Genomic DNA, 20,732 nt, shown 5'->3' on the forward strand with positions numbered 1-20,732 from the left:
TGATGTATACCGACGCCCTGACCTTGCTTCGAGAATGCGGGGGATTTGCAACCGCTGCTCAGTTGACGACGGTGATGACGCGCCAGGAGCTCGATGTCCAAGTACGAACGGGCGGTCTCACCAGAGTTTGGTACGGCGTGTACGCCGCCGCGGAGCCGGACACGCTCGGCCGATTAGCCGCTCTGGATCTCTTTATGGGACGGCACGCTGTTGCCTGCATGGCAACAGCGGCTGGCCTGTACGGCTTCGACGTTGAAAACCCCAGCGCTGTACATGTATTGGATCCCGGGGTCCGCATGCGGCCAACCAGGCGACTGATGGTGCATCAGCGCAGCGGTGCGCCATTGCGCCGGGTCCGGGGGAGACTTGCAACCGCGCCGGCGTGGACGGCGGTCGAGATCGCCCGGACCCTGCGTCGGCCTCGGGCGCTGGCGACGCTTGACGCCGCGCTGCACATCGGGGCGTGTACCACGGCCGAATTGCACGCGGCGATCATCGAACAGAAGCGTCGGCGCGGCATCGTCAGGGTGCGGGAGCTGATCGAGTACGCCGACGGTCGCGCCGAGTCGCCGATGGAGAGTGAGGCGCGGCTGGTGTTCATCGACGGCGGACTGCCGACGCCGGAGCTGCAGTACGAAATCGTTGACCGGTACGGGAAGGTGTGGCGGGTCGATTTCGCCTGGCCAGAAGCAATGGTCGCCGCCGAATACGACAGTCTGCTATGGCACATGAGCCGTGACGGGCTCTTGCATGACCGGCTGAAGATCGCCCGGCTGCAGGAGTGCGGATGGACGAGTATTCCGATGACGGTCGACGACATCCGGGGTGATCCGGTCGGTCTGGTCGCACGTATCGACAGCCATCTGTTGAGGTCTCGTCTGGTGGGGTGAGGGGCGAGCAGACACAGAATCGCATCCGCGGTGCCGCTGGAGTGCGATTCTGTGTCTGCTCGCGAGCAAGGAGGCGCCCCTACACTGGAGGCCGTGCTCATCGGTTCGCATGTCAGCCCGGCCGATCCGTTGGCCGCCGCGGCAGCCGACGGTGCCGACGTCGTGCAGATCTTCCTGGGTAACCCGCAGAGCTGGAAAGCGCCCAAGCCGCGCGAAGACGCCGCGCAGCTGCGCGCGGCGGCGTTGCCGGTCTACGTGCACGCGCCCTATCTGATCAACGTGGCCTCGGCCAACAACCGGGTCCGCATCCCGTCCCGCAAAATCCTGCAGCAGACCTGCGACGCCGCCGCCGACATCGACGCGGCGGCGGTGATCGTGCACGGCGGCCACGTCACCGCCGACGATGATCTGGAAACCGGATTCGAGCGCTGGCGCAAGGCGCTCGACCAGCTCGAGTCCACGGTTCCGGTGTATCTGGAGAACACCGCCGGCGGTGACTACGCGATGGCGCGCCACTTCGACACCATCGCGCGGCTGTGGGAGCACATCGGCGACACCGGCATCGGTTTCTGCCTGGATACCTGCCACACCTGGGCGGCCGGGGAGGAGCTACCCGACGCCGTCAACCGGATCAAGGCCATCACCGGCCGCATCGACCTGGTGCACTGCAACGACTCCAAGGACGCCGCCGGGTCCGGTCGCGACCGCCACGCCAACGTCGGTACCGGGCAGATCGATCCGCAGCTGCTGGTCGCGGTGGTCAAGGCCGCCGGTGCCCCGGTGATCTGCGAGACCGCCGAGGAGGGCCGCAAAGACGACATCGCGTTCCTGCGCGAGCAACTGGGCTGACCGGGCGGGCTTCGCCGCCGCGACGTGGCCAACCGTATTACAACCCTTGTGCAGCTGTCGTAAAAGTGTAATATTCCTGGCATGGCCGACACGCACACCGTCACCAACCAGGTCCCCCCGTTGGAGGGCCACAACCCGGCGGCGTCGCCGGTGCTCATCGAGGCACTGATCCGCGAAGGCGGACAGTGGGGCGTCGACGAGGTCACCGAGGTCGGTGCCCTCTCCGGCAGCGCACAGGCACAACGCTGGGGCGAGCTGGCCAACCGTAACCGGCCGATCCTGCACACCCATGACAGCACCGGCCACCGCGTCGATGAAGTGGAATACGACCCGGCCTACCACGAGCTGATGCGCGCGGCGATCGCGCACGGGCTGCACGCCGCGCCGTGGGCCGATGATCGCCCCGGAGCGCACGTGGTGCGGGCAGCCAAGACCGGCGTGTGGACCGCCGAACCCGGTCACATGTGCCCGATCTCGATGACGTACGCCGTCGTGCCCGCGCTGCGCAACAACCCGGAGCTGGCCGCCGTCTACGAGCCGCTGCTGACCAGCCGCGTCTACGACCCCGAATTGAAACTGGCCACCGCCAAGCCGGGAATCACCGCGGGCATGTCGATGACCGAGAAGCAGGGCGGCTCCGACGTGCGCGCCGGCACCACCTCGGCCACTCCCAACACCGACGGCAGTTACTCGCTGAGGGGGCACAAGTGGTTCACCTCGGCGCCGATGTGCGACATCTTCCTGGCCCTGGCACAGGCACCCGGCGGGCTGAGCTGCTTCCTGGTTCCGCGGGTGCTGCCCGACGGCACCCGCAACCGAATGTTCCTGCAGCGGCTCAAGGACAAGCTGGGCAATCACGCCAACGCCTCCTCGGAGATCGAATACGACGGTGCGATCGCCTGGCTGGTCGGGGAGGAGGGCCGCGGCGTGGCCACCATCATCGAGATGGTGAACCTCACTCGACTGGACTGCACACTGGGCAGCGCCACCAGCATGCGTACCGGCCTGACCCGGGCGATGTATCACACCCAGCACCGAAAGGCGTTCGGCGAGTATCTGATCGACCAGCCGCTGATGCGCAATGTGTTGGCCGACCTGTCGGTGGAAGCCGAGGCCGCCACCATCGTCGCCATGCGGATGGCCGGTGCCACCGACCGGGCTATCCGGGGCGACGAACGCGAAGGACTGTTGCGCCGCATCGGCCTGGCGGCGTCGAAGTACTGGGTGTGCAAACGCTCCACCCCGCACGCGGTGGAAGCGCTGGAATGTCTGGGCGGCAACGGCTACATCGAGGACTCCGGCATGCCACGGCTGTACCGGGAGGCGCCGCTGATGGGCATCTGGGAAGGGTCGGGCAACGTGAGCGCACTGGACACCCTGCGCGCCATGGCAACTCGTCCCGACTCCATCGAGGTGCTGTTCGACGAACTGGGCCAGACCGCCGGGCAGGACGCGCGCCTGGACGCACACCTCGACAAGCTCAAGTCCCAGCTGAAGGACTTCGAGTCCGCCGAATACCGGGCCCGCCAGGTCGCCGAGGACATCTGCCTGGCGCTGCAGGGCTCACTGCTGGTGCGACACGGACACCCGGCCGTCGCCGAGGCGTTCGCGGCCACCCGGTTGGGCGGCAGCTGGGGTGGGGCGTTCGGCACCTTGCCGACCGGCCTGGACCTGGCGTCGATCCTCGAGCGGGCGTTGGTCAAGGGGTGAGTACCCGCGCGCACAACGATGCCAAGCGAAGTACTGACGAGGAGCGGCGCCGATGACCCACGCGATCAGGCCGGTCGATTTCGACAACCTGAAGACGATGACCTATGAGGTCACCGACCGGGTAGCCCGAATCACCTTCAACCGCCCCGACAAGGGCAACGCGATCGTCGCCGACACCCCGCTGGAGCTGTCGGCGCTCGTCGAGCGCGCCGACCTGGACCCCGCCGTGCACGTGATCCTGGTTTCCGGTCGCGGCGAGGGCTTTTGCGCCGGCTTCGATCTGTCCGCCTACGCCGACGGGTCCTCGTCGGCCGGTGGGGACCGCGGCTACAAAGGCACCGTGCTCGACGGCAAGACCCAGGCCGTCAACCACCAGGCCGACCAGCCGTGGGACCCGATGATCGACTACCAGATGATGAGCCGGTTTGTGCGCGGGTTCTCCTCGCTGATGCATGCCGACAAGCCGACCGTCGTCAAGATCCACGGCTACTGCGTGGCCGGCGGCACCGACATCGCGCTGCACGCCGACCAGGTGATCGCGGCATCGGACGCCAAGATCGGCTACCCGCCCACCCGGGTGTGGGGGATCCCGGCGGCCGGGTTGTGGGCGCACCGGCTTGGTGATCAGCGGGCCAAACGCCTTCTGCTGACCGGGGATTGCATCACCGGCGCGCAAGCCGCCGAATGGGGCCTGGCGATCGAAGCCCCCGCCCCGCAGGACCTCGACGAGCGCACCGAGCGGCTGGTGGCTCGCATCGCCGCGATGCCGGTCAACCAACTGATCATGGCCAAGCTCGCACTCAACGCCCCGCTGCTGCAACAGGGGGTGGCCACCAGCCGGATGGTCAGCACGGTGTTCGACGGCGTCGCCCGGCACACCCCGGAAGGGCACGCCTTCGTGGCCGACGCGGTGCAGCACGGCTTCCGTGAGGCGGTGCGGCACCGCGACGAGCCCTACGGCGACTACGGCCGCCGCGCCTCGCAGGTCTGACCCGCAACCATGTCGACGGCTCCCGCCCGCGGACACCACAGTCCCCGATCCGAGACTGCGGGACCGGCACGGCCGGAGACGCTGGCGCGCATGACGGCCCGCTCGGTGGTGCTGTCGGTTCTCCTGGGCGCCCACCCCGCCTACGCCGCCGCCGGTGACTTGGTCCGGCTGACAGCCGATTTCGGCATCAAAGAGGCGACGCTGCGGGTGGCTTTGACCCGGATGGTCGCCGGCGGTGACCTGGTCCGGTCGGCGGACGGTTACCGGCTCTCCGACCGGTTGCTGGACCGCCAGCGCCGCCAAGACGACGCCGTGTGGCCGCGCGTGCACACCTGGCGCGGCGGCTGGATGATGCTGGTCATCACCAACATCGGTGCCGATGCCCGGACCCGCTCCACGTTGCGGACCACCTTGCAGCGCAGCCGGTTCGCCGAGTTGCGTGAAGGTGTGTGGATGCGGCCGGAGAACATCGAGGTCACCTTCGATGCCGACACCCTGTCACGGGTGCGGTTGCTCAACGCCCGCGACGACCGACCCGCCGAATTGGCCGGGCAGCTCTGGGATCTGCCGACCTGGATGCAGACCGGAGACGACCTGATCGCCGCCATGGCCGAGGCCGACGACGTCCCCGGACGATTCGTCGTGGCGGCGGCGATCGTGCGGCACCTGCTCACCGATCCGGTACTGCCCGACACGCTGCTGCCGCCCGGTTGGCCCGGTACCCGACTGCGCGGCGCCTACACCGACTTCGCCGCCGAACTCGGCCGGCGACTGGACTGATCGACGAGGGAGGCGAGATGAGCGATCCGGTGCGGGTGGAACGCAACGGCGCGGTGACCACGGTGATCCTGGACCGGCCGCACGCGCGCAATGCCGTCAACGGCCCCACCGCGGCAGCCCTGTATGCGGCATTCGACGAATTCGACCGGGACGACACCGCAGCGGTGGCGGTGCTGTGTGGGGAGAGCGGAACCTTCTGCGCCGGAGCTGATCTCAAGGCGATCGGCACCCCCGAGGGCAACCCGGCGCACCGCACCGGCCCAGGCCCGATGGGGCCGTCGCGGATGGCGCTGTCCAAGCCGGTGATCGCCGCGGTCAGCGGTTATGCGGTCGCGGGGGGCCTGGAGCTGGCGCTGTGGTGCGACCTGCGGGTGGCCGAGGAGGACGCGGTGTTCGGGGTGTTCTGCCGGCGCTGGGGCGTGCCGTTGATCGACGGCGGAACCGTGCGGCTGCCCCGGCTGATCGGGCACAGCCGGGCAATGGATCTGATCCTCACCGGTCGCGCCGTGGACGCGGCCGAGGCCCTGGCGATCGGCCTGGCGAACCGCGTCGTACCCAAGGGGCAGGCGCGGCAGGCGGCTGAGGAATTGGCCGCGCAACTGGCCGCGCTACCGCAACAGTGCCTGCGCTCGGACCGCAACTCGGCGATCAACCAGTGGGGGATGAGCGAATCCGAGGCCATGGACGTTGAATTCGGCAGCCTGGCGCGGGTGGCTACCGAAACTCTCGCGGGCGCAAAGCGATTCGCCGACGGTGCTGGCCGGCACGGTGCCCCGACCTGACCTGCGGGCGCAGCCGAGCTCGGATTAGCCGGACACCCGCATGATGCGGTTGGTCATCTGAAGCTGGCGGCCGACGTCGTTGATGTAGGGGTCGCCGGTGTGGTAGAAGACCGTCTGGTCGTAGCCGTACACGGTGATGTCGTTGACCACGTTGTCGGCGATGACGGTGTTCGAGGAGCCCTGGGTGTTGATCGCCCAGCAGCTGCCCAGCGCGTGGATGATGTTCTGCGAGCCGTTGACGAACAGGGTGGAGTCGTTGCAATCCAGCGTCTGCACCACGCCCTGCCCGGTGATGTGGGTGTCGCCGTTGATGGCGTGCGCAATCGGGGTCCCGAGCGCCAAGCCGATGGGCAGGGTCATCGCACAGGCCATCAGCGCCCCACCCAGGGAGATCGATTTCACTGTCGGGCCCCTCTCGTCATCGGTCCGGTTGGAGCCTACGTCCAACGCGGCTGTGGATGGTCGGGTTGTCCCACTTAGCGGACGAATCTCGGCAAAACGGCTCGCAAGCGCCTAGAAAAGGCTTTGCGGCGGGCGCACCGCGGGCCCGCCGCGTCAACTAGAGTTCTTCGCTGATCGGCCTGCGCTGAGGTCGGTCAGGCCAACTGAAGGGCGAGCGTTATGGCAGCAGGACCAGTACCGCAGGCAGCGGGTGGTCGTTCGCGTGCCGGCGGAAAGCCGTCCCGGTCGGTCAAGCTCAGCCGCGACATCATCGTCAACGCCGCGCTCACCTTCCTGGACCGGGAGAGCTGGGACGCGCTGACCATCAACGCGCTGGCGACGCAGCTCGGCACCAAGGGTCCGTCGCTGTACAACCACGTGCACAGCCTCGAGGACCTGCGCCGCGCGGTGCGGATGCGGGTCATCGACGACATCATCGGCATGCTGAACCAGGTCGGTGAGGGTCGTAGCCGCGACGACGCGGTGCTGGTCATGGCCGGCGCCTACCGCAGCTACGCCCACCATCACCCGGGCCGGTATTCCGCGTTCACCCGGATGCCGCTGGGTGGTGACGACCCGGAGTACACCGCCGCCACCCGGGGAGCGGCCGCGCCGGTCATCGCGGTGCTGTCGTCCTACGGCATCGACGGCGAGGAGGCGTTCTATGCAGCGCTGGAGTTCTGGTCGGCGATGCACGGTTTTGTGCTGTTGGAGATGACCGGGGTGATGGACGGCCTGGACACCGACGCGGTGTTCTCCGACATGCTGCTGCGGCTGGCCGCCGGCCTGGAGCATCGCAGCAAATAGCCGGGTGCGGTGCCGTGACCTGCGGCTCTGATGGACCGGACGGGCTCACCTAGACTCGGGGCAGCCGACTCACCGACCCCGACATGCTGGAGCTGATAGCACCATGCACCAGGCGATCGAGCTTGCGTCCGCCACCCATCTCAGCGTGAACCTGGCCTGGCTGGCCGGTGCGATCACCGGTGCCTATCTGTTGGGCTGGGCGTTGTCGTGGGTGGTGCGCCCCATCTGCCGGCGCAGCGGGTTGATCCACGACCTGGAGCTGCTGACCCGCCGGTCGTTCCGCGTGCTGCTGATGGTGATCGCCGCGCACATCACCGTCGACAGCACCATCGATGCGTCGGTGTCCTGGCGGGGCGAGCTCGACCACCTGCTGCGGATTCTGACGATCGCCGCCGTTACCTGGTTGTTCGCCAGTCTGGTTCGGGTTGCCGAACGACGCATCGTGGCCCGGTTCGCGGCCGGGGACGCGGCCATCGCCGATGTCAATCGTCAACACCGGCGAATCCGAACCCAGGCGATGACGCTGCGCCGGCTGGCGATCGCTGTCCTGTTCGTGCTGGGTGGCGCTGCGGTACTGATGACGTTCCCGTCGTTCACCCAGGTCGGCAAGACGCTGTTCGCCTCGGCCGGCGTGGTCTCGGTGGTGGCCGGCCTGGCTGCCCAGACCTCATTGGGCTCGGCGTTCGCCGGAATGCAGATCTCGTTTTCCGACGCGATCCGGGTCGGCGACGTCGTGGTGCTGGAAGGCGAATGGGGTCGTATCGAGGAGATCACCTTGACCTACGTGGTGGTGCAGGTCTGGGATCAGCGGCGTCTGGTGCTGCCGACCACCTATTTCACCACCACCCCGTTCGAAAACTGGACGCGATACAGCACTGACCTGCTCGGCACCGTGGTGTTCGACCTGGACTTCACCGTTCCCGTCGATGAGATGCGCGCCGAGTTGCAACGCCAGCTCGCCGACAGCGATCTGTGGGACGGCCGGTCCGGCTCGCTGGTGGTCCTCGACGCGGTGGGCGGCTTCCTGCAGGTGCGCATCACCGTGAGCGCATCCAACTCCGACGCGCTGTTCACCCTGCGCTGCAACATCCGGGAAGGCATGGTCGACTGGTTGCAGCGCGCGCACCCCGAAGCCCTGCCACGCTGGCGGTTCGAACCTCCGCAGCTGCGTGCCGACGAGGAACTAGTGTGGGCCGGTAACGGGCGCGACCGAGCACGCCAGCGGGGCCCGGGCCAGCCGTAGCGTGCGCGGCTGCTCCTGCTTTGACCTGCCCAAGCTCCGGCGGGTATTGTGATAGCTCGTGCCTGGCCGCGTGCGGCGCGTTTGGTGACATAAAACGCGCACGCCGGGCCACTTCGCATGTCCAGTGTGCAACGGAGCGAGTCCGTGACCGACGCGTGCGACACGCCCGGCCGCGGGGTAACGCGACAGGGCATAACTGCAGTACAGAGACGTAAAGCCGTAAAGAACACAGGAAGCCGGTAGATGCCAACCATTCAGCAGCTGGTCCGTAAGGGTCGCCGCGACAAGATCGCCAAGGTCAAGACCGCGGCCCTCAAGGGCAGCCCGCAGCGACGCGGAGTGTGCACCCGCGTGTACACCACCACCCCGAAGAAGCCGAACTCGGCGCTTCGGAAGGTCGCGCGTGTGAAGCTGACCAGCCAGGTGGAGGTCACCGCCTACATCCCCGGTGAGGGCCACAACCTGCAAGAGCACTCGATGGTGCTCGTGCGTGGTGGCCGGGTGAAGGACCTGCCCGGTGTCCGGTACAAGATCATCCGCGGCTCGCTGGACACCCAGGGTGTCAAGAACCGCAAGCAGGCTCGCAGCCGTTACGGCGCCAAGAAGGAGAAGAGCTAATGCCGCGCAAGGGGCCCGCGCCGAAGCGCCCGCTGGTCAATGACCCGGTCTACGGATCGCAGCTGGTCACCCAGCTCGTCAACAAGGTCCTGCTCCAGGGCAAGAAGTCGCTGGCTGAGCGCATCGTGTACGGCGCGCTCGAGCAGGCCCGCGACAAGACCGGCACCGACCCGGTGGTGACGCTCAAGCGTGCCCTGGACAACGTCAAGCCGGCGCTGGAGGTGCGTAGCCGACGCGTCGGTGGTGCCACCTACCAGGTGCCAGTCGAGGTACGGGCCGACCGGTCCACCACGCTGGCCCTGCGCTGGCTGGTCAGCTTCTCGCGGCAGCGCCGGGAGAAGACCATGGTCGAGCGACTGGCCAACGAGATCCTGGACGCCAGCAACGGCCTGGGCGCCTCCGTCAAGCGACGCGAGGACACCCACAAGATGGCCGAGGCGAACCGGGCCTTCGCGCACTACCGCTGGTGATCACGTCGGCGGCTGCCGACGTGGCCGCCGGGTGCAATCCAACACCTAATCAAGCAATCGAAAGAGTGGGATAACTGCCGTGGCACAGGACGTGCTGACCGACCTGACCAAGGTCCGCAATATCGGCATCATGGCGCACATCGATGCCGGTAAGACGACGACGACCGAGCGCATCCTCTACTACACCGGTATCAGTTACAAGATCGGTGAGGTGCACGACGGTGCCGCCACGATGGACTGGATGGAGCAGGAGCAGGAGCGGGGTATCACCATTACCTCGGCCGCGACGACCTGCTTCTGGGACGGCAACCAGATCAACATCATCGACACCCCCGGCCACGTCGACTTCACCGTCGAGGTGGAGCGGTCGCTGCGGGTCCTTGATGGCGCGGTCGCGGTCTTCGACGGCAAAGAGGGTGTGGAGCCGCAGTCCGAGCAGGTGTGGCGGCAGGCCGACAAGTATGACGTGCCGCGGATCTGCTTCGTCAACAAGATGGACAAGATCGGCGCCGACTTCTACTTCTCGGTGCGCACCATGGAAGAGCGGCTCGGCGCCAACGTGATCCCGATCCAGCTGCCGGTCGGTTCCGAGGGCGGGTTCGAGGGCGTCGTCGACCTGGTCGAGATGAACGCCAAGGTGTGGCGCGGTGAGACCAAGCTCGGCGAAACCTACGACACCATCGAAATTCCTGCCGAGCTTCAGGACAAGGCCGACGAATACCGCAACAAGCTGCTCGAGGCGGTCGCCGAGACCGACGAGGTGCTGCTGGAAAAGTACTTCGGCGGAGAAGAGCTCACGGTCGCCGAGATCAAGGGCGCGCTGCGGAAGCTCACCATTAGTTCCTCGGCGTACCTGGTGCTGTGCGGTAGCGCGTTCAAGAACAAGGGCGTGCAGCCCATGCTCGACGCCGTCATCGACTACCTGCCCTCGCCGCTGGACGTGCCGGCGGCCATCGGCCACGCTCCGGGCAAGGAGGACGTCGAGGTCGTGCGCAAGCCGTCGACCGACGAGCCGTTCTCCGCGCTGGCGTTCAAGGTCGCCACGCACCCGTTCTTCGGCAAGCTCACCTACGTCCGGGTGTACTCGGGCAAGGTCGACTCCGGCAGCCAGGTCGTCAACGCCACCAAGGGCAAGAAGGAGCGGCTGGGCAAGCTGTTCCAGATGCACTCCAACAAGGAGAACCCGGTGGACACGGCCAGCGCCGGGCACATCTACGCGGTGATCGGGCTGAAGGACACCACCACCGGGGACACCCTGTGCGACCCCAACGACCAGGTGGTGCTGGAATCGATGACCTTCCCGGCCCCGGTCATCGAGGTCGCCATCGAGCCCAAGACCAAGAGCGACCAGGAAAAGTTGTCGCTGTCGATCCAGAAGCTCGCCGAAGAGGACCCCACCTTCAAGGTGCACTTGGATCAGGAAACCGGCCAGACCGTCATCGGCGGTATGGGTGAGCTGCACCTGGATATCCTGGTGGACCGGATGCGCCGCGAGTTCAAGGTCGAGGCCAACGTCGGCAAGCCGCAGGTGGCCTACAAGGAGACCATCAAGCGGGCGGTGGACAAGGTCGAGTACACCCACAAGAAGCAGACCGGTGGGTCGGGTCAGTTCGCGAAGGTGCTCATCGCGCTCGAACCGCTGGTCGACGGCGAGGACGGTGCGACCTACGAGTTCGAGAACAAGGTCACCGGTGGTCGCGTTCCCCGCGAGTACATCCCGTCGGTGGACGCCGGCGCCCAGGACGCCATGCAGTACGGCGTGCTGGCCGGCTACCCGCTGGTGAACCTGAAGGTGACCCTGCTCGACGGTCAGTACCACGACGTCGACTCCTCCGAGATGGCCTTCAAGATCGCCGGCTCGCAGGCCCTGAAAAAGGCTGCGGCGCAAGCTCAGCCGGTCATCCTGGAACCGATCATGGCCGTCGAGGTCACCACGCCCGAGGACTACATGGGCGACGTGATCGGCGATTTGAACTCCCGTCGTGGCCAGATCCAGGCCATGGAAGAGCGCAGCGGTGCGCGTGTTGTCAAGGCGCACGTGCCGCTGTCGGAGATGTTCGGCTACGTTGGAGACCTTCGGTCGAAGACCCAGGGCCGGGCGAATTACTCGATGGTGTTCGACTCTTACGCCGAGGTACCGGCTCAGGTGTCGAAGGAGATCATCGCGAAGGCGACGGGCGAGTAGGCCGCCAGGCTTACGCGTAGTAATCCCCGGCCGCTACGGTGGCAACAACAAAAAAGATCAACCTGCTGTAACTCAGCACCAACAGTCCAGGAGGACACAGAAGTGGCGAAGGCGAAGTTCGAGCGGACGAAGCCGCACGTCAACATCGGGACCATCGGTCACGTTGACCACGGCAAGACCACACTGACCGCGGCTATCACCAAGGTTCTGCACGACAAGTACCCCGACTTGAACGAGTCGCGCGCATTCGACCAGATCGACAATGCGCCCGAAGAGCGTCAGCGTGGTATCACCATCAACATCTCCCACGTGGAGTACCAGACCGACAAGCGGCACTACGCCCACGTCGACGCTCCCGGCCACGCCGACTACATCAAGAACATGATCACCGGTGCCGCCCAGATGGACGGCGCGATCCTGGTGGTGGCCGCCACCGACGGCCCGATGCCGCAGACCCGCGAGCACGTGCTGCTGGCCCGTCAGGTCGGTGTGCCCTACATCCTGGTGGCGCTGAACAAGTCCGACGCCGTTGACGACGAGGAGCTCCTCGAGCTCGTCGAGCTGGAGGTCCGCGAGCTGCTGGCCGCCCAGGACTTCGACGAGGACGCCCCGGTTGTCCGCGTGTCGGCGCTCAAGGCGCTCGAGGGCGACGAGAAGTGGGTCAAGTCCGTCGAGGAGCTGATGGAGGCCGTCGACGAGTCGATCCCGGACCCGGTCCGCGACACCGACAAGCCGTTCCTGATGCCCGTCGAGGACGTGTTCACCATCACCGGTCGTGGCACCGTGGTGACCGGCCGTGTCGAGCGCGGCGTGGTCAACGTGAACGAGGAAGTCGAGATCGTCGGCATCAAGACCTCAACCACCAAGACCACCGTCACCGGTGTGGAGATGTTCCGCAAGCTGCTCGACCAGGGTCAGGCCGGTGACAACGTCGGTCTGCTGCTGCGTGGTATCAAGCGTGAGGACGTCGAGCGTGGCCAGGTTGTGGTCAAGCCCGGCACCACCACCCCGCACACCGAGTTCGAGGGCCAGGCCTACATCCTGTCCAAGGACGAGGGTGGTCGCCACACGCCGTTCTTCACCAACTACCGCCCGCAGTTCTACTTCCGCACCACCGACGTGACCGGTGTGGTGAGCCTGCCGGAGGGCACCGAGATGGTGATGCCCGGTGACAACACCGAGATGAGCGTGAAGCTGATCCAGCCCGTCGCCATGGACGAGGGTCTGCGGTTCGCCATCCGTGAGGGTGGCCGCACCGTCGGCGCCGGCCGGGTCACCAAGATCATCAAGTAGTAACCCCGTCGGAAGCCCCCGAATCCGCAAGGATTCGGGGGCTTCTGCGTCTGCCCATCACGGGCCGATGCGGGCACCCCTTCGCCGAGTGGCAATCTCACGACGCGTCGCGGGCATGTCGCGTCGTGAGATTGCCACTGGAGGCGGAGGCATTCCGCACGGCGGGGCGCACTGCCCCGCGGGTTGGCTGCGCGCCCGATAAGGTGTGGCGATGTTGTGGCGTTATGTGAAGGCCCAGGCCATGGTGCTGCTGTGCGGCGGGCTGGTGGGGCCGATCTTCCTCATCGTCTATTTCGCGGTGGGCCAGCAGTCCGTGATGAAGTGGATGCTCTACGCCGGGCTGCTGGTCACCATCGCCGACGTTCTGGTCGCACTGCTGCTGACGAATTTCGGCGCGAAATCAGCTGCCAAGAGTCAATTCCTGGAACAGAACGGGGTGCTGGCGCTGGCGCAGGTGACCGGGATGCACGAGACCGGAACCCGGATCAACGAGCAACCGCTGATCAAACTCGACCTGCACATCGAGGGGACCGGGCTGGCGCCGTTCGACACCCAGGATCGGGTCCTCGCGTCGGTGACACGGCTGCCGATGATCTCCAGCCGCAAGCTGGCCGTCCTCGTTGATCCCGCCACCAACAACTATCAAATCGACTGGCAGCGCAGCGCATTGCTCAGCGGTACGGTCCCGGCCCAGTTCACCCTCGCCGAGGACAACCGGACCTATGACCTCACCGGTCAGGCCGGCCCGCTGATGGAGATCCTGCAGATTCTGCGGACCAATGGTGTGGCGGCGGCCCACGGCACGATGGACATCCGATCCAACCCGGTGGTGCGTCAACAGGTGTCGGCGGTGGTCCGACGCGCCGCCGAGCAGCGCACCGGGGGCGGCACCGCGGAGCCACGGTCGGCGGCGCAGCGTCTGCAGGAGTTGGACGCGTTGCGGATCGCCGGTGTCGTGACCGACGACGAGTACGCACAGAAACGGCAGCAGATCATCGCCGAATTATGAGGGTTGGCGGACAGTAGAACACGTTCTAATTCTGCTGCTAGCCTATTGACGTGAACGCTAACGGGACTTTGCAGGGACGGGTCGCCTTCATCACCGGGGCCGCGCGCGCACAGGGTCGGGCTCACGCGGTGCGACTGGCGCGAGAGGGTGCCGACATCATCGCCTCCGACATCTGCGCTCCGGCTTCCGAGACGATCACCTACACGGCGGCGACGCCGGAGGACCTCGCCGAGACGGTACGCGCGGTGGAAGCCGAAGGACGCAAGATCCTGGCGCGCCCGGTCGACATCCGCGACGACGCGGCGCTGCGCGAGCTGGTTGCCGACGGCGTCGAGCAGTTCGGCCGGCTCGACATTCTGGTGGCCAACGCGGGCGTGTTGAGCTGGGGGCGCCTGTGGGAACTGTCCGACGAGCAGTGGGACACCGTCATCGACATCAACTTGTCCGGGACCTGGCGCACGGTGCGCGCGGTGCTGCCGGCGATGATCGACGCCGGCAACGGCGGCTCGGTGGTGATCGTCAGCTCGTCGGCCGGACTGAAGGCCACCCCGGGCAACGGCCATTACTCGGCGTCCAAGTACGGGCTGGTCGCGCTGACCAATTCGTTGGCGCTGGAGGCCGCCGAATTCGGTATCCGGGTCAACTCGATCCACCCGTACTCGGTGGACACCCCGATGATCGAGCCGGAAGCGATGATGAAGGTGTTCGCCGAATACCCCCACTACGTGCACAGCTTCGCACCGATGCCGCTGCAGCCGAAGGGCTTCATGCGCCCCGACGAGGTGTCCGATGTGGTGGCCTGGTTGGCCGGCGACGGGTCGGGAACCCTGTCGGGGGCCCAGATCCCGGTCGACAAGGGTGTGCTCAAGTACTGACCCGTCCGCGCTCATCGGTGCGATTGCGGTGAGGGCTGCGATGCGTGCCCGATCCACGACCCTGGACGCGATCTCAATGTCCGGCGGAATCAGCCAGCACCTGTGCGAACTGGTCCACGGCCCAGTCGATCTCCGCTGCGGTGATCACCAGCGGGGGAGCGAAGCGCAGCGTCGGGCCGTGGGTGTCCTTCGCCAGCACCCCGTGTTGGGCTAGCCGCATGCTGATCTGTCTGCCGGAGCCCAGGCGTGGATCGATGTCGACCCCCATCCACAACCCACGGCCGCGTACCGCCAGCACCCCACGACCGCGCAACTCCCGCAGGCGTTCCTGCATCAGCGCGCCGAGCTCGGTTGCGCGGTGTTGGAACTCGCCGCGATTCAGCATCGACACGACGGTGCTGCCGATCGCGGCGGCCAACGGATTTCCGCCGAACGTCGAACCGTGTTCGCCAGGTCGAAGTACGCCCAGGATGCCGCGGTCGGCCACCACCGCCGACAGCGGCACCACCCCACCGCCGAGCGCCTTGCCCAGCAGGTAGATGTCGGGCACCACACCCCAGTGGTCGCAGGCGAAGGTGCGTCCGGTCCGGGCCAGGCCGGACTGGATTTCATCGGCGATCAGCAGCACGTTGGCCGCGGTGCAGATCGCCCGCACCGCGGGCAGGTAGTGCTCGGGCGGCACGATGATCCCGGCCTCTCCCTGAATCGGCTCCAGCAGCACCGCGACGGTATCGGCGTCGATCGCGGCCGCCACCGCGTCGGCGTCACCGAACGGCACCGACCGGAAGCCGGGGGTGAACGGCCCGAAGCCGCGGCGCGCCGTCTCGTCGGACGAGAAGCTGACAATGCTGATGGTCCGGCCGTGAAAGTTGTTGTCGGCAACCACGATGTTCGCCCGGCCCGCCGGAACGCCCTTGACGTCGGTTCCCCACTTGCGGGCAACCTTGATCCCGCTCTCCACCGCCTCGGCGCCGGTGTTCATCGGCAACACCATGTCCTTGCCGCAGAGCCCGGCGAGCGCCGCGCAGAACCGTCCCAGCGCCTCGGCGTGCACGGCACGGCTGACCACCGTGACCGCGTCCAGTTGTGTGTGAGCCGTCGCGGTGATCTCCGGATTGCGATGCCCGAAGTTCACCGCCGAGTAGGCGGCCAGGCAATCCAGGTAGCGGCGACCCTCGACGTCGGTGATCCACACGCCCTCGGCGCGGGCCGCCACCACCGGCAGCGGGGCGTAGTTGTGCGCGGCGTAGCGCATGTCCAGCGCGACCGCCGCCGCGGTGCGCGTGCCCGGGCTTTCCAGCACCGTCACGAATACACCTCCAGCGTGCAGCATTTCACCGATCCGCCGCCCTTCAGCAGTTCGGACAGGTCGACGCCGATCGGCACGAACCCGGCATCGCGCAACTGCCCGGCGAACCCGACCGCGGCGGCGGGATGCACCACGTGGCGCCCGTCGGACACCGCGTTGAGGCCGAGGACGTCGGCGTCGCTGCCGGCGACCACGATCGCGTCGGGAAACAGCGACTCCAGCTGGGCGCGGGCGGAAGCGGCGAACGCGGGCGGGTAGTAGGCGATGGTGGCGTCGTCCAGCACGGCCAGCGCGGTATCGAGATGGTAGAAGCGCGGATCGACCAGTTCCAGGCTGACGACCGGCATTCCGACCAGAGCGGCGATCTCGGCGTGAGCGCGGACGTCGGTGCGGAAACCCGTGCCCGCCAGCAGGATTCCGCCAATCGCAATCAGATCGCCCTGCCCCTCGTTGAGGTGAAGCGTACTGACCGGGCTATAGCCGTGCGACGCCATCCACCGCGCGTAGGCGACGGATTCGGCCCGGCGTTGCGGATAGGTGAACCGAGCGACAATCGCGGTGTCGTGGATGATCAGCCCGCCGTTGGCGGCGAACACCATGTCCGGTAGCCCGGCGACCGGCTCGACCAGGTCGACGGTGTGGCCCAGCCCCCGGTAGACGTGGCACAGGTGCTCCCACTGGGTGAGCGCGGCGGCCGTGTCGACGGGCGTGGTGGGGTTCATCCACGGGTTGATCGCGTACCGGATGTCGAAGTGTCTCGGCGGGGTCATCACGTAGTGGCGGGGCCGCGCGGTGCGTTCGGGGTGCCGCGCGGGCGCGCCGGCCGTGACGACATCGAAAATCGTCATAATCCGACGATATGAGCCCACGCGGAGACAATCAATCACCGGCTGTTGCGTTGATGATCCATATTTATTGCATAGAATCGCAGAAGATAGCAGTCTGTTGCGTCCGAAAGGGGGCCGGCTGGTGGGGATGGACCGGCTCGATGCCGTCGACGACCAGATTCTCGCCGAGCTCGCCAAGCATGCACGGGCAACGTTCGCCGAGATCGGGGAGCGAGTGAACCTGTCGGCGCCGGCGGTAAAACGTCGGGTCGACCGGTTGATGGATAGCGGTGTGATCAAAGGATTCACCACCGTCATCGACCGCAACGCCCTGGGCTGGCGCACCGAGGCCTACGTTCAGGTCTACTGCCATGGCCGGATCGCACCCGACGAGCTGCGGCGGGCCTGGGCGGACATTCCCGAGGTGGTCGACGCCGCCACCGTCACCGGCACCGCCGACGCCATCCTGCACGTGCTGGCCCGCGACATGAGTCACCTGGAGGAGGCACTGGAACGCATCCGCGGCAGCGCCGACATCGAACGCAGCGAGAGCATCGTCGTGCTGTCCAACCTGATCGATAGGTCCCGGGCTGGCGGGGTAACGAACCATTCTGTTCCGTAATCGTGTAGAAACGCCAGGTGACTACTAGCGCATCCAGCAACGGCATCGTGATCGTTGGCGGGGGGTTGGGCGCTGCTCGCACCGCCGAGCAACTGCGTCGGTCGGACTACGCGGGTCCGGTGACCATCGTCAGCGACGAGGTGCATCTTCCGTATGACCGGCCGCCGCTGTCCAAGGAGGTCCTGCACAGCGGCGTCGACGACGTGACGCTCAAACCGCGAGAGTTCTACGACGACAACAACATCACGCTGCGGTTGGGCTCGGCGGCCACCGGCATCGATACCGCCGCCCAGGCGGTGACCCTGGCTGACGGCTCCGTGATCGGCTACGACGAACTCGTCATCTCCACCGGCCTGGTGCCGCGCCGCATCCCGGCCTTCCCCGACCTGGAAGGCATCCGGGTGCTGCGGTCGGTCGAGGAGAGCCTCGCGCTGCGCCAGCACGCGTCGACCGCGCGGCACGCCGTCATCGTCGGCGCCGGCTTCATCGGCTGCGAGGTCGCGGCCAGCATGCGAGCGCTGGGCATCGAGGTGGTGCTGGTGGAACCGCAGCCCACCCCGCTGGCCTCGGTGCTCGGTGAGCAGATCGGCGCGCTGGTGACCCGACTGCACCGCGAGGAGGGCGTCGACGTGCGTACCGGCGTCGGGGTCGCCGAGGTGCGCGGTCAACACCACATCGAGGCCGTGGTGTTGACCGACGGCACCGAGCTGAGCGCCGACCTGGTGGTGGTCGGCATCGGCTCGCGACCGGCCACTGACTGGCTGGCAGACAGCGGCCTGCAGGTCGACAACGGAATCATCTGCGATGCTGCCGGACGTACCAGCGCGCCGCATGTGTGGGCGCTCGGCGACGCCGCCTCGTGGCGGGACTCGGCCGGACATCAAGTGCGCGTGGAGCATTGGAGCAACGTCGCCGAGCAGGCCCGGGTCGTGGTGCCGGCGCTGCTGGGGCACGAATCCGAACCCAAAGTGGTCGTGCCCTACTTCTGGAGCGATCAGTACGACGTCAAGATCCAGTGCCTGGGTGAACCGCTGGCCACCGACACCGTGCATCTGGTGGAGGACGACGGGCGCAAGTTCCTCGCCTACTTCGAGCGTGCGGGTGCGCTGGTGGCGGTGGTCGGCGGCGGGATGTCGGCCAAGGTGATGAAGGCCCGGTCCAAGATCGCCGCCGGCGCGCCGATCTCCGAGGTCCTGGGCGGGTAGGCTTCCGAGCGCGAGCGTGCGCAGAATGCCAGATTTCGTGGCGTGTTGGCGTACAACTGCGCACGGTCGCGCGACGGGACGGCCACTCACTCCCAGGTGACCGGCGGGCCGTGCGGCGCGCTGACTCCGAGGATCTCGTCGGTGTGCTCCGGCCAGCAGCGGGCCCGCACCAGAAACTCGTGCGGTGAGCCGGGTGTGCGGCGTTGAGGTTCCAGGGTCAGCCACACGAATGGCGCTGTGACATCGGCGTGCTCGGCGAGTGCGGTGACTGCGACATCGACCCGCCGCTGTTCGGCCGCGCTCAGGTACTGCCACATCACCGAGTGCCACAGCACGGTCAGGGTGCCGCGGGCGACGCGTAACCCGCTGACGGCCTCGGCTGCTGATATCCGGTCCAAACCCGCGGGAACTCGTCGCGCAATGTCGATCGCCGCCTGCAACCGGTGCAACCGCACCGGCATGTCCGGCCAGACATAACTGAGCAGCCGGAGTCGGCCGTCATCGTCGGTGATGTCGACGGGCGCGATATCGAAGCCCTGCCGTTCGACGATCCGCAGGCCCGCATCGGGTGGGCGCGTGCCGCGCCACGCGTCATCGACCACGACCGGCGAACCGGCCGGGCCCCAGCCGCCGCCGGTGAAGCGGTATCGGAAATGGTCGGCGCGCAGATTGAGGCCGGCACTAGACCCGATCTCGAAAAGCCGTACCGGTAACGGGAACCGGTGCAATACGAAGAGCAACCCGCCGATCAACGCGGCAGACCGGCCGACCTCGTTGGTCTGCGGCGGATGCTCCAGCGCCGTCCGCAGCGGTGCGATCTGGCGTCGCGCGGCACCGACCACATCCGGCCAGGCGGACGCGGCGTGCCAGGCACCGCCGACGCTGGGGTACCAGCGGCGCAACGCCGGCGCGCGGCCGTCGAGAACCAACCGGTGCAGGCCACCGAGCAGCCGCAGGGCCAGCGCTGAGGCGCCGGGATCGTCCTCGTGGCCGGTGAGAATCTCGCCGAACACCCCGTCGGCCGCGACATCGTCGATGATCTGCGTCAGCAGCTCCGCATACATCGGCGAACCGAGCCCCCGGCAGGCCTGTGCCTGCACGGTGAGGGCGGCCAACAGGCGCTCACGGCTCACCGAGCCGGCTCCAGCTGGCGGTCCAGATCAGGTCGAAGGCGTCGCCGAGTGCCTCCGTCAGCGACTGGCCTTCATCGGCCAGCCAGTACTCGTAGGCGCTGAGCGCGACCCCGAGCATGGTCCAGGCGACCGTCTGCGGCTGCAGGTCGGCGGGCTTGGCGCCGGACCGCTTGGCCACGAACTCCGCGATCACCCCGCGCCAGCCGGCATACATCGTCATCGAGTACGCCTGCAGCTCGGCGGTCTGCAGAATCACCCGCATCCGCCGGCGGTGCCGCGCGCTCTCGGAATCGTCGAAGGTGTTGAACGCCAACAGCGCCGCGCGCAGCGCATCACCCAGCGGGACATCCGGCTCAACCGCGTCAAGCAGCTGACGCAACGTCTGCAGATGCGCGTCGAAGTCACCCCAGGGGATCGCGTTTTTGGAGGCGTAGTAGCGGAACAGGGTGCGGCGGGCAATCCCGGCGGCCTGTGCGACGTCGTCCACACTGACCTCGTCGAAGCTCCGCGCCGCGAACAGGTCGATGGCCACGTCGGTGATGTGATGCGGCGTCGTGGAGCGGCGCCGCCCGGCCCGTGGCCGGGACTGCGATCCCGCGGCACGCCCCATCCGGCAGTCCCTCTTTCTTTACGGCACTCGATGCCATATTCTGTCCAAGATTGTGACCGACACGACAGTGACTTGTCGAACCC

At 67.2% G+C, this 20,732-nt stretch carries 21 protein-coding genes; 16 read left to right on the plus strand and 5 right to left on the minus strand.

All coding sequences use genetic code 11. From position 1 onward, the window contains the following. Positions 1 to 2: 2 nt before the first annotated feature. The 6 genes from AC5Y36_RS15270 to AC5Y36_RS15295 all read left to right on the plus strand — a co-directional run bounded on the left by AC5Y36_RS15270 (position 3) and on the right by AC5Y36_RS15295 (position 6,002). On the plus strand, positions 3 to 890 hold the full coding sequence (locus AC5Y36_RS15270) for a type IV toxin-antitoxin system AbiEi family antitoxin (RefSeq protein ID WP_500041772.1): 888 nt from the start codon (positions 3 to 5) through the stop codon (positions 888 to 890). Between the two features lie 93 nt (positions 891 to 983). Next, positions 984 to 1,739 (plus strand): deoxyribonuclease IV, encoded by a 756-nt coding sequence (locus AC5Y36_RS15275; RefSeq protein ID WP_500041773.1) that lies wholly within the window; start codon positions 984 to 986, stop codon positions 1,737 to 1,739. An 81-nt stretch (positions 1,740 to 1,820) separates the two neighbouring features. Next, positions 1,821 to 3,449 carry an acyl-CoA dehydrogenase family protein gene (locus AC5Y36_RS15280; protein WP_500041774.1) on the plus strand — a complete coding sequence of 543 codons (1,629 nt, stop codon included), beginning with the start codon at positions 1,821 to 1,823 and terminating at the stop codon, positions 3,447 to 3,449. Positions 3,450 to 3,501: 52 nt separating this feature from the next. Further along, positions 3,502 to 4,440: a crotonase/enoyl-CoA hydratase family protein gene (locus tag AC5Y36_RS15285; RefSeq protein ID WP_500041775.1), complete on the plus strand. Its 939-nt coding sequence runs from the start codon at positions 3,502 to 3,504 to the stop codon at positions 4,438 to 4,440. Positions 4,441 to 4,521: 81 nt separating this feature from the next. Then, the gene (locus AC5Y36_RS15290) at positions 4,522 to 5,220 is read left to right on the plus strand and encodes a PaaX family transcriptional regulator C-terminal domain-containing protein (protein ID WP_500041853.1); all 699 of its coding nucleotides are present in this window, start codon (positions 4,522 to 4,524) and stop codon (positions 5,218 to 5,220) included. A 17-nt stretch (positions 5,221 to 5,237) separates the two neighbouring features. Further along, positions 5,238 to 6,002 (plus strand): crotonase/enoyl-CoA hydratase family protein, encoded by a 765-nt coding sequence (locus AC5Y36_RS15295; protein ID WP_500041776.1) that lies wholly within the window; start codon positions 5,238 to 5,240, stop codon positions 6,000 to 6,002. A 24-nt stretch (positions 6,003 to 6,026) separates the two neighbouring features. Here AC5Y36_RS15295 and AC5Y36_RS15300 read toward each other — a convergent pair whose 3' ends face one another. Continuing rightward, positions 6,027 to 6,374: a DUF3060 domain-containing protein gene (locus tag AC5Y36_RS15300; protein ID WP_500041855.1), complete on the minus strand. Its 348-nt coding sequence runs from the start codon at positions 6,372 to 6,374 to the stop codon at positions 6,027 to 6,029. Between the two features lie 249 nt (positions 6,375 to 6,623). Here AC5Y36_RS15300 and AC5Y36_RS15305 point away from each other — a divergent pair, with 249 nt between their 5' ends. From AC5Y36_RS15305 to AC5Y36_RS15340, 8 genes are all read left to right on the plus strand, one after another. Continuing rightward, a complete protein-coding gene (locus AC5Y36_RS15305) occupies positions 6,624 to 7,250 on the plus strand; it encodes a TetR/AcrR family transcriptional regulator (protein ID WP_500041777.1) in 627 nt (208 codons plus the stop codon). 103 nt (positions 7,251 to 7,353) lie between these two features. Continuing rightward, entirely contained in the window at positions 7,354 to 8,493 is a 1,140-nt protein-coding gene (locus AC5Y36_RS15310; protein WP_500041778.1) for a mechanosensitive ion channel family protein, read from the plus strand. Between the two features lie 243 nt (positions 8,494 to 8,736). Beyond that, entirely contained in the window at positions 8,737 to 9,111 is a 375-nt protein-coding gene (gene rpsL, locus AC5Y36_RS15315; protein WP_007167812.1) for a 30S ribosomal protein S12, read from the plus strand. Beyond that, positions 9,111 to 9,581 carry a 30S ribosomal protein S7 gene (rpsG, locus tag AC5Y36_RS15320; RefSeq protein WP_066986953.1) on the plus strand — a complete coding sequence of 157 codons (471 nt, stop codon included), beginning with the start codon at positions 9,111 to 9,113 and terminating at the stop codon, positions 9,579 to 9,581. Before rpsL ends, rpsG begins: the two co-directional genes overlap by 1 nt. Positions 9,582 to 9,660: 79 nt before the next feature. After that, positions 9,661 to 11,766 (plus strand): elongation factor G, encoded by a 2,106-nt coding sequence (fusA, locus tag AC5Y36_RS15325; RefSeq protein ID WP_500041779.1) that lies wholly within the window; start codon positions 9,661 to 9,663, stop codon positions 11,764 to 11,766. Between the two features lie 102 nt (positions 11,767 to 11,868). After that, positions 11,869 to 13,059: an elongation factor Tu gene (gene tuf / locus AC5Y36_RS15330; protein WP_500041780.1), complete on the plus strand. Its 1,191-nt coding sequence runs from the start codon at positions 11,869 to 11,871 to the stop codon at positions 13,057 to 13,059. A gap of 211 nt (positions 13,060 to 13,270) precedes the next feature. After that, positions 13,271 to 14,068, plus strand: a complete 798-nt coding sequence (locus tag AC5Y36_RS15335) for an SHOCT domain-containing protein (protein ID WP_500041781.1) — start codon at positions 13,271 to 13,273, stop codon at positions 14,066 to 14,068. Between the two features lie 50 nt (positions 14,069 to 14,118). After that, a complete protein-coding gene (locus AC5Y36_RS15340) occupies positions 14,119 to 14,943 on the plus strand; it encodes a mycofactocin-coupled SDR family oxidoreductase (RefSeq protein ID WP_500041782.1) in 825 nt (274 codons plus the stop codon). Between the two features lie 73 nt (positions 14,944 to 15,016). On the opposite strand, the gene rocD is transcribed toward AC5Y36_RS15340, so the two are convergent. Then, positions 15,017 to 16,276 carry an ornithine--oxo-acid transaminase gene (rocD, locus tag AC5Y36_RS15345; protein WP_500041783.1) on the minus strand — a complete coding sequence of 420 codons (1,260 nt, stop codon included), beginning with the start codon at positions 16,274 to 16,276 and terminating at the stop codon, positions 15,017 to 15,019. After that, on the minus strand, positions 16,249 to 17,100 hold the full coding sequence (gene ddaH, locus AC5Y36_RS15350) for a dimethylargininase (protein ID WP_500041784.1): 852 nt from the start codon (positions 17,098 to 17,100) through the stop codon (positions 16,249 to 16,251). Before ddaH ends, rocD begins: the two co-directional genes overlap by 28 nt. Positions 17,101 to 17,227: 127 nt before the next feature. On the opposite strand from ddaH, the gene AC5Y36_RS15355 reads away from it, so the two are divergent. Continuing rightward, a complete protein-coding gene (locus AC5Y36_RS15355; RefSeq protein ID WP_500041856.1) occupies positions 17,228 to 17,701 on the plus strand; it encodes an Rv2324 family transcriptional regulator in 474 nt (157 codons plus the stop codon). Between the two features lie 17 nt (positions 17,702 to 17,718). Beyond that, entirely contained in the window at positions 17,719 to 18,906 is a 1,188-nt protein-coding gene (locus tag AC5Y36_RS15360; protein ID WP_500041785.1) for an NAD(P)/FAD-dependent oxidoreductase, read from the plus strand. Positions 18,907 to 18,992: 86 nt separating this feature from the next. Here the strand turns inward: AC5Y36_RS15360 and AC5Y36_RS15365 are convergent, their stop codons facing one another. Further along, complete coding sequence (locus AC5Y36_RS15365) at positions 18,993 to 20,039, minus strand: DUF2332 domain-containing protein (protein WP_500041786.1); 1,047 nt, start codon at positions 20,037 to 20,039, stop codon at positions 18,993 to 18,995. Next, a complete protein-coding gene (mftR, locus tag AC5Y36_RS15370; RefSeq protein WP_500041787.1) occupies positions 20,029 to 20,649 on the minus strand; it encodes a mycofactocin system transcriptional regulator MftR in 621 nt (206 codons plus the stop codon). The genes AC5Y36_RS15365 and mftR overlap by 11 nt, the downstream gene beginning before the upstream one ends. Between the last annotated feature and the right edge of the window lie 83 nt (positions 20,650 to 20,732).

Source organism: Mycobacterium sp. NGS50 (genome assembly GCF_059812545.1).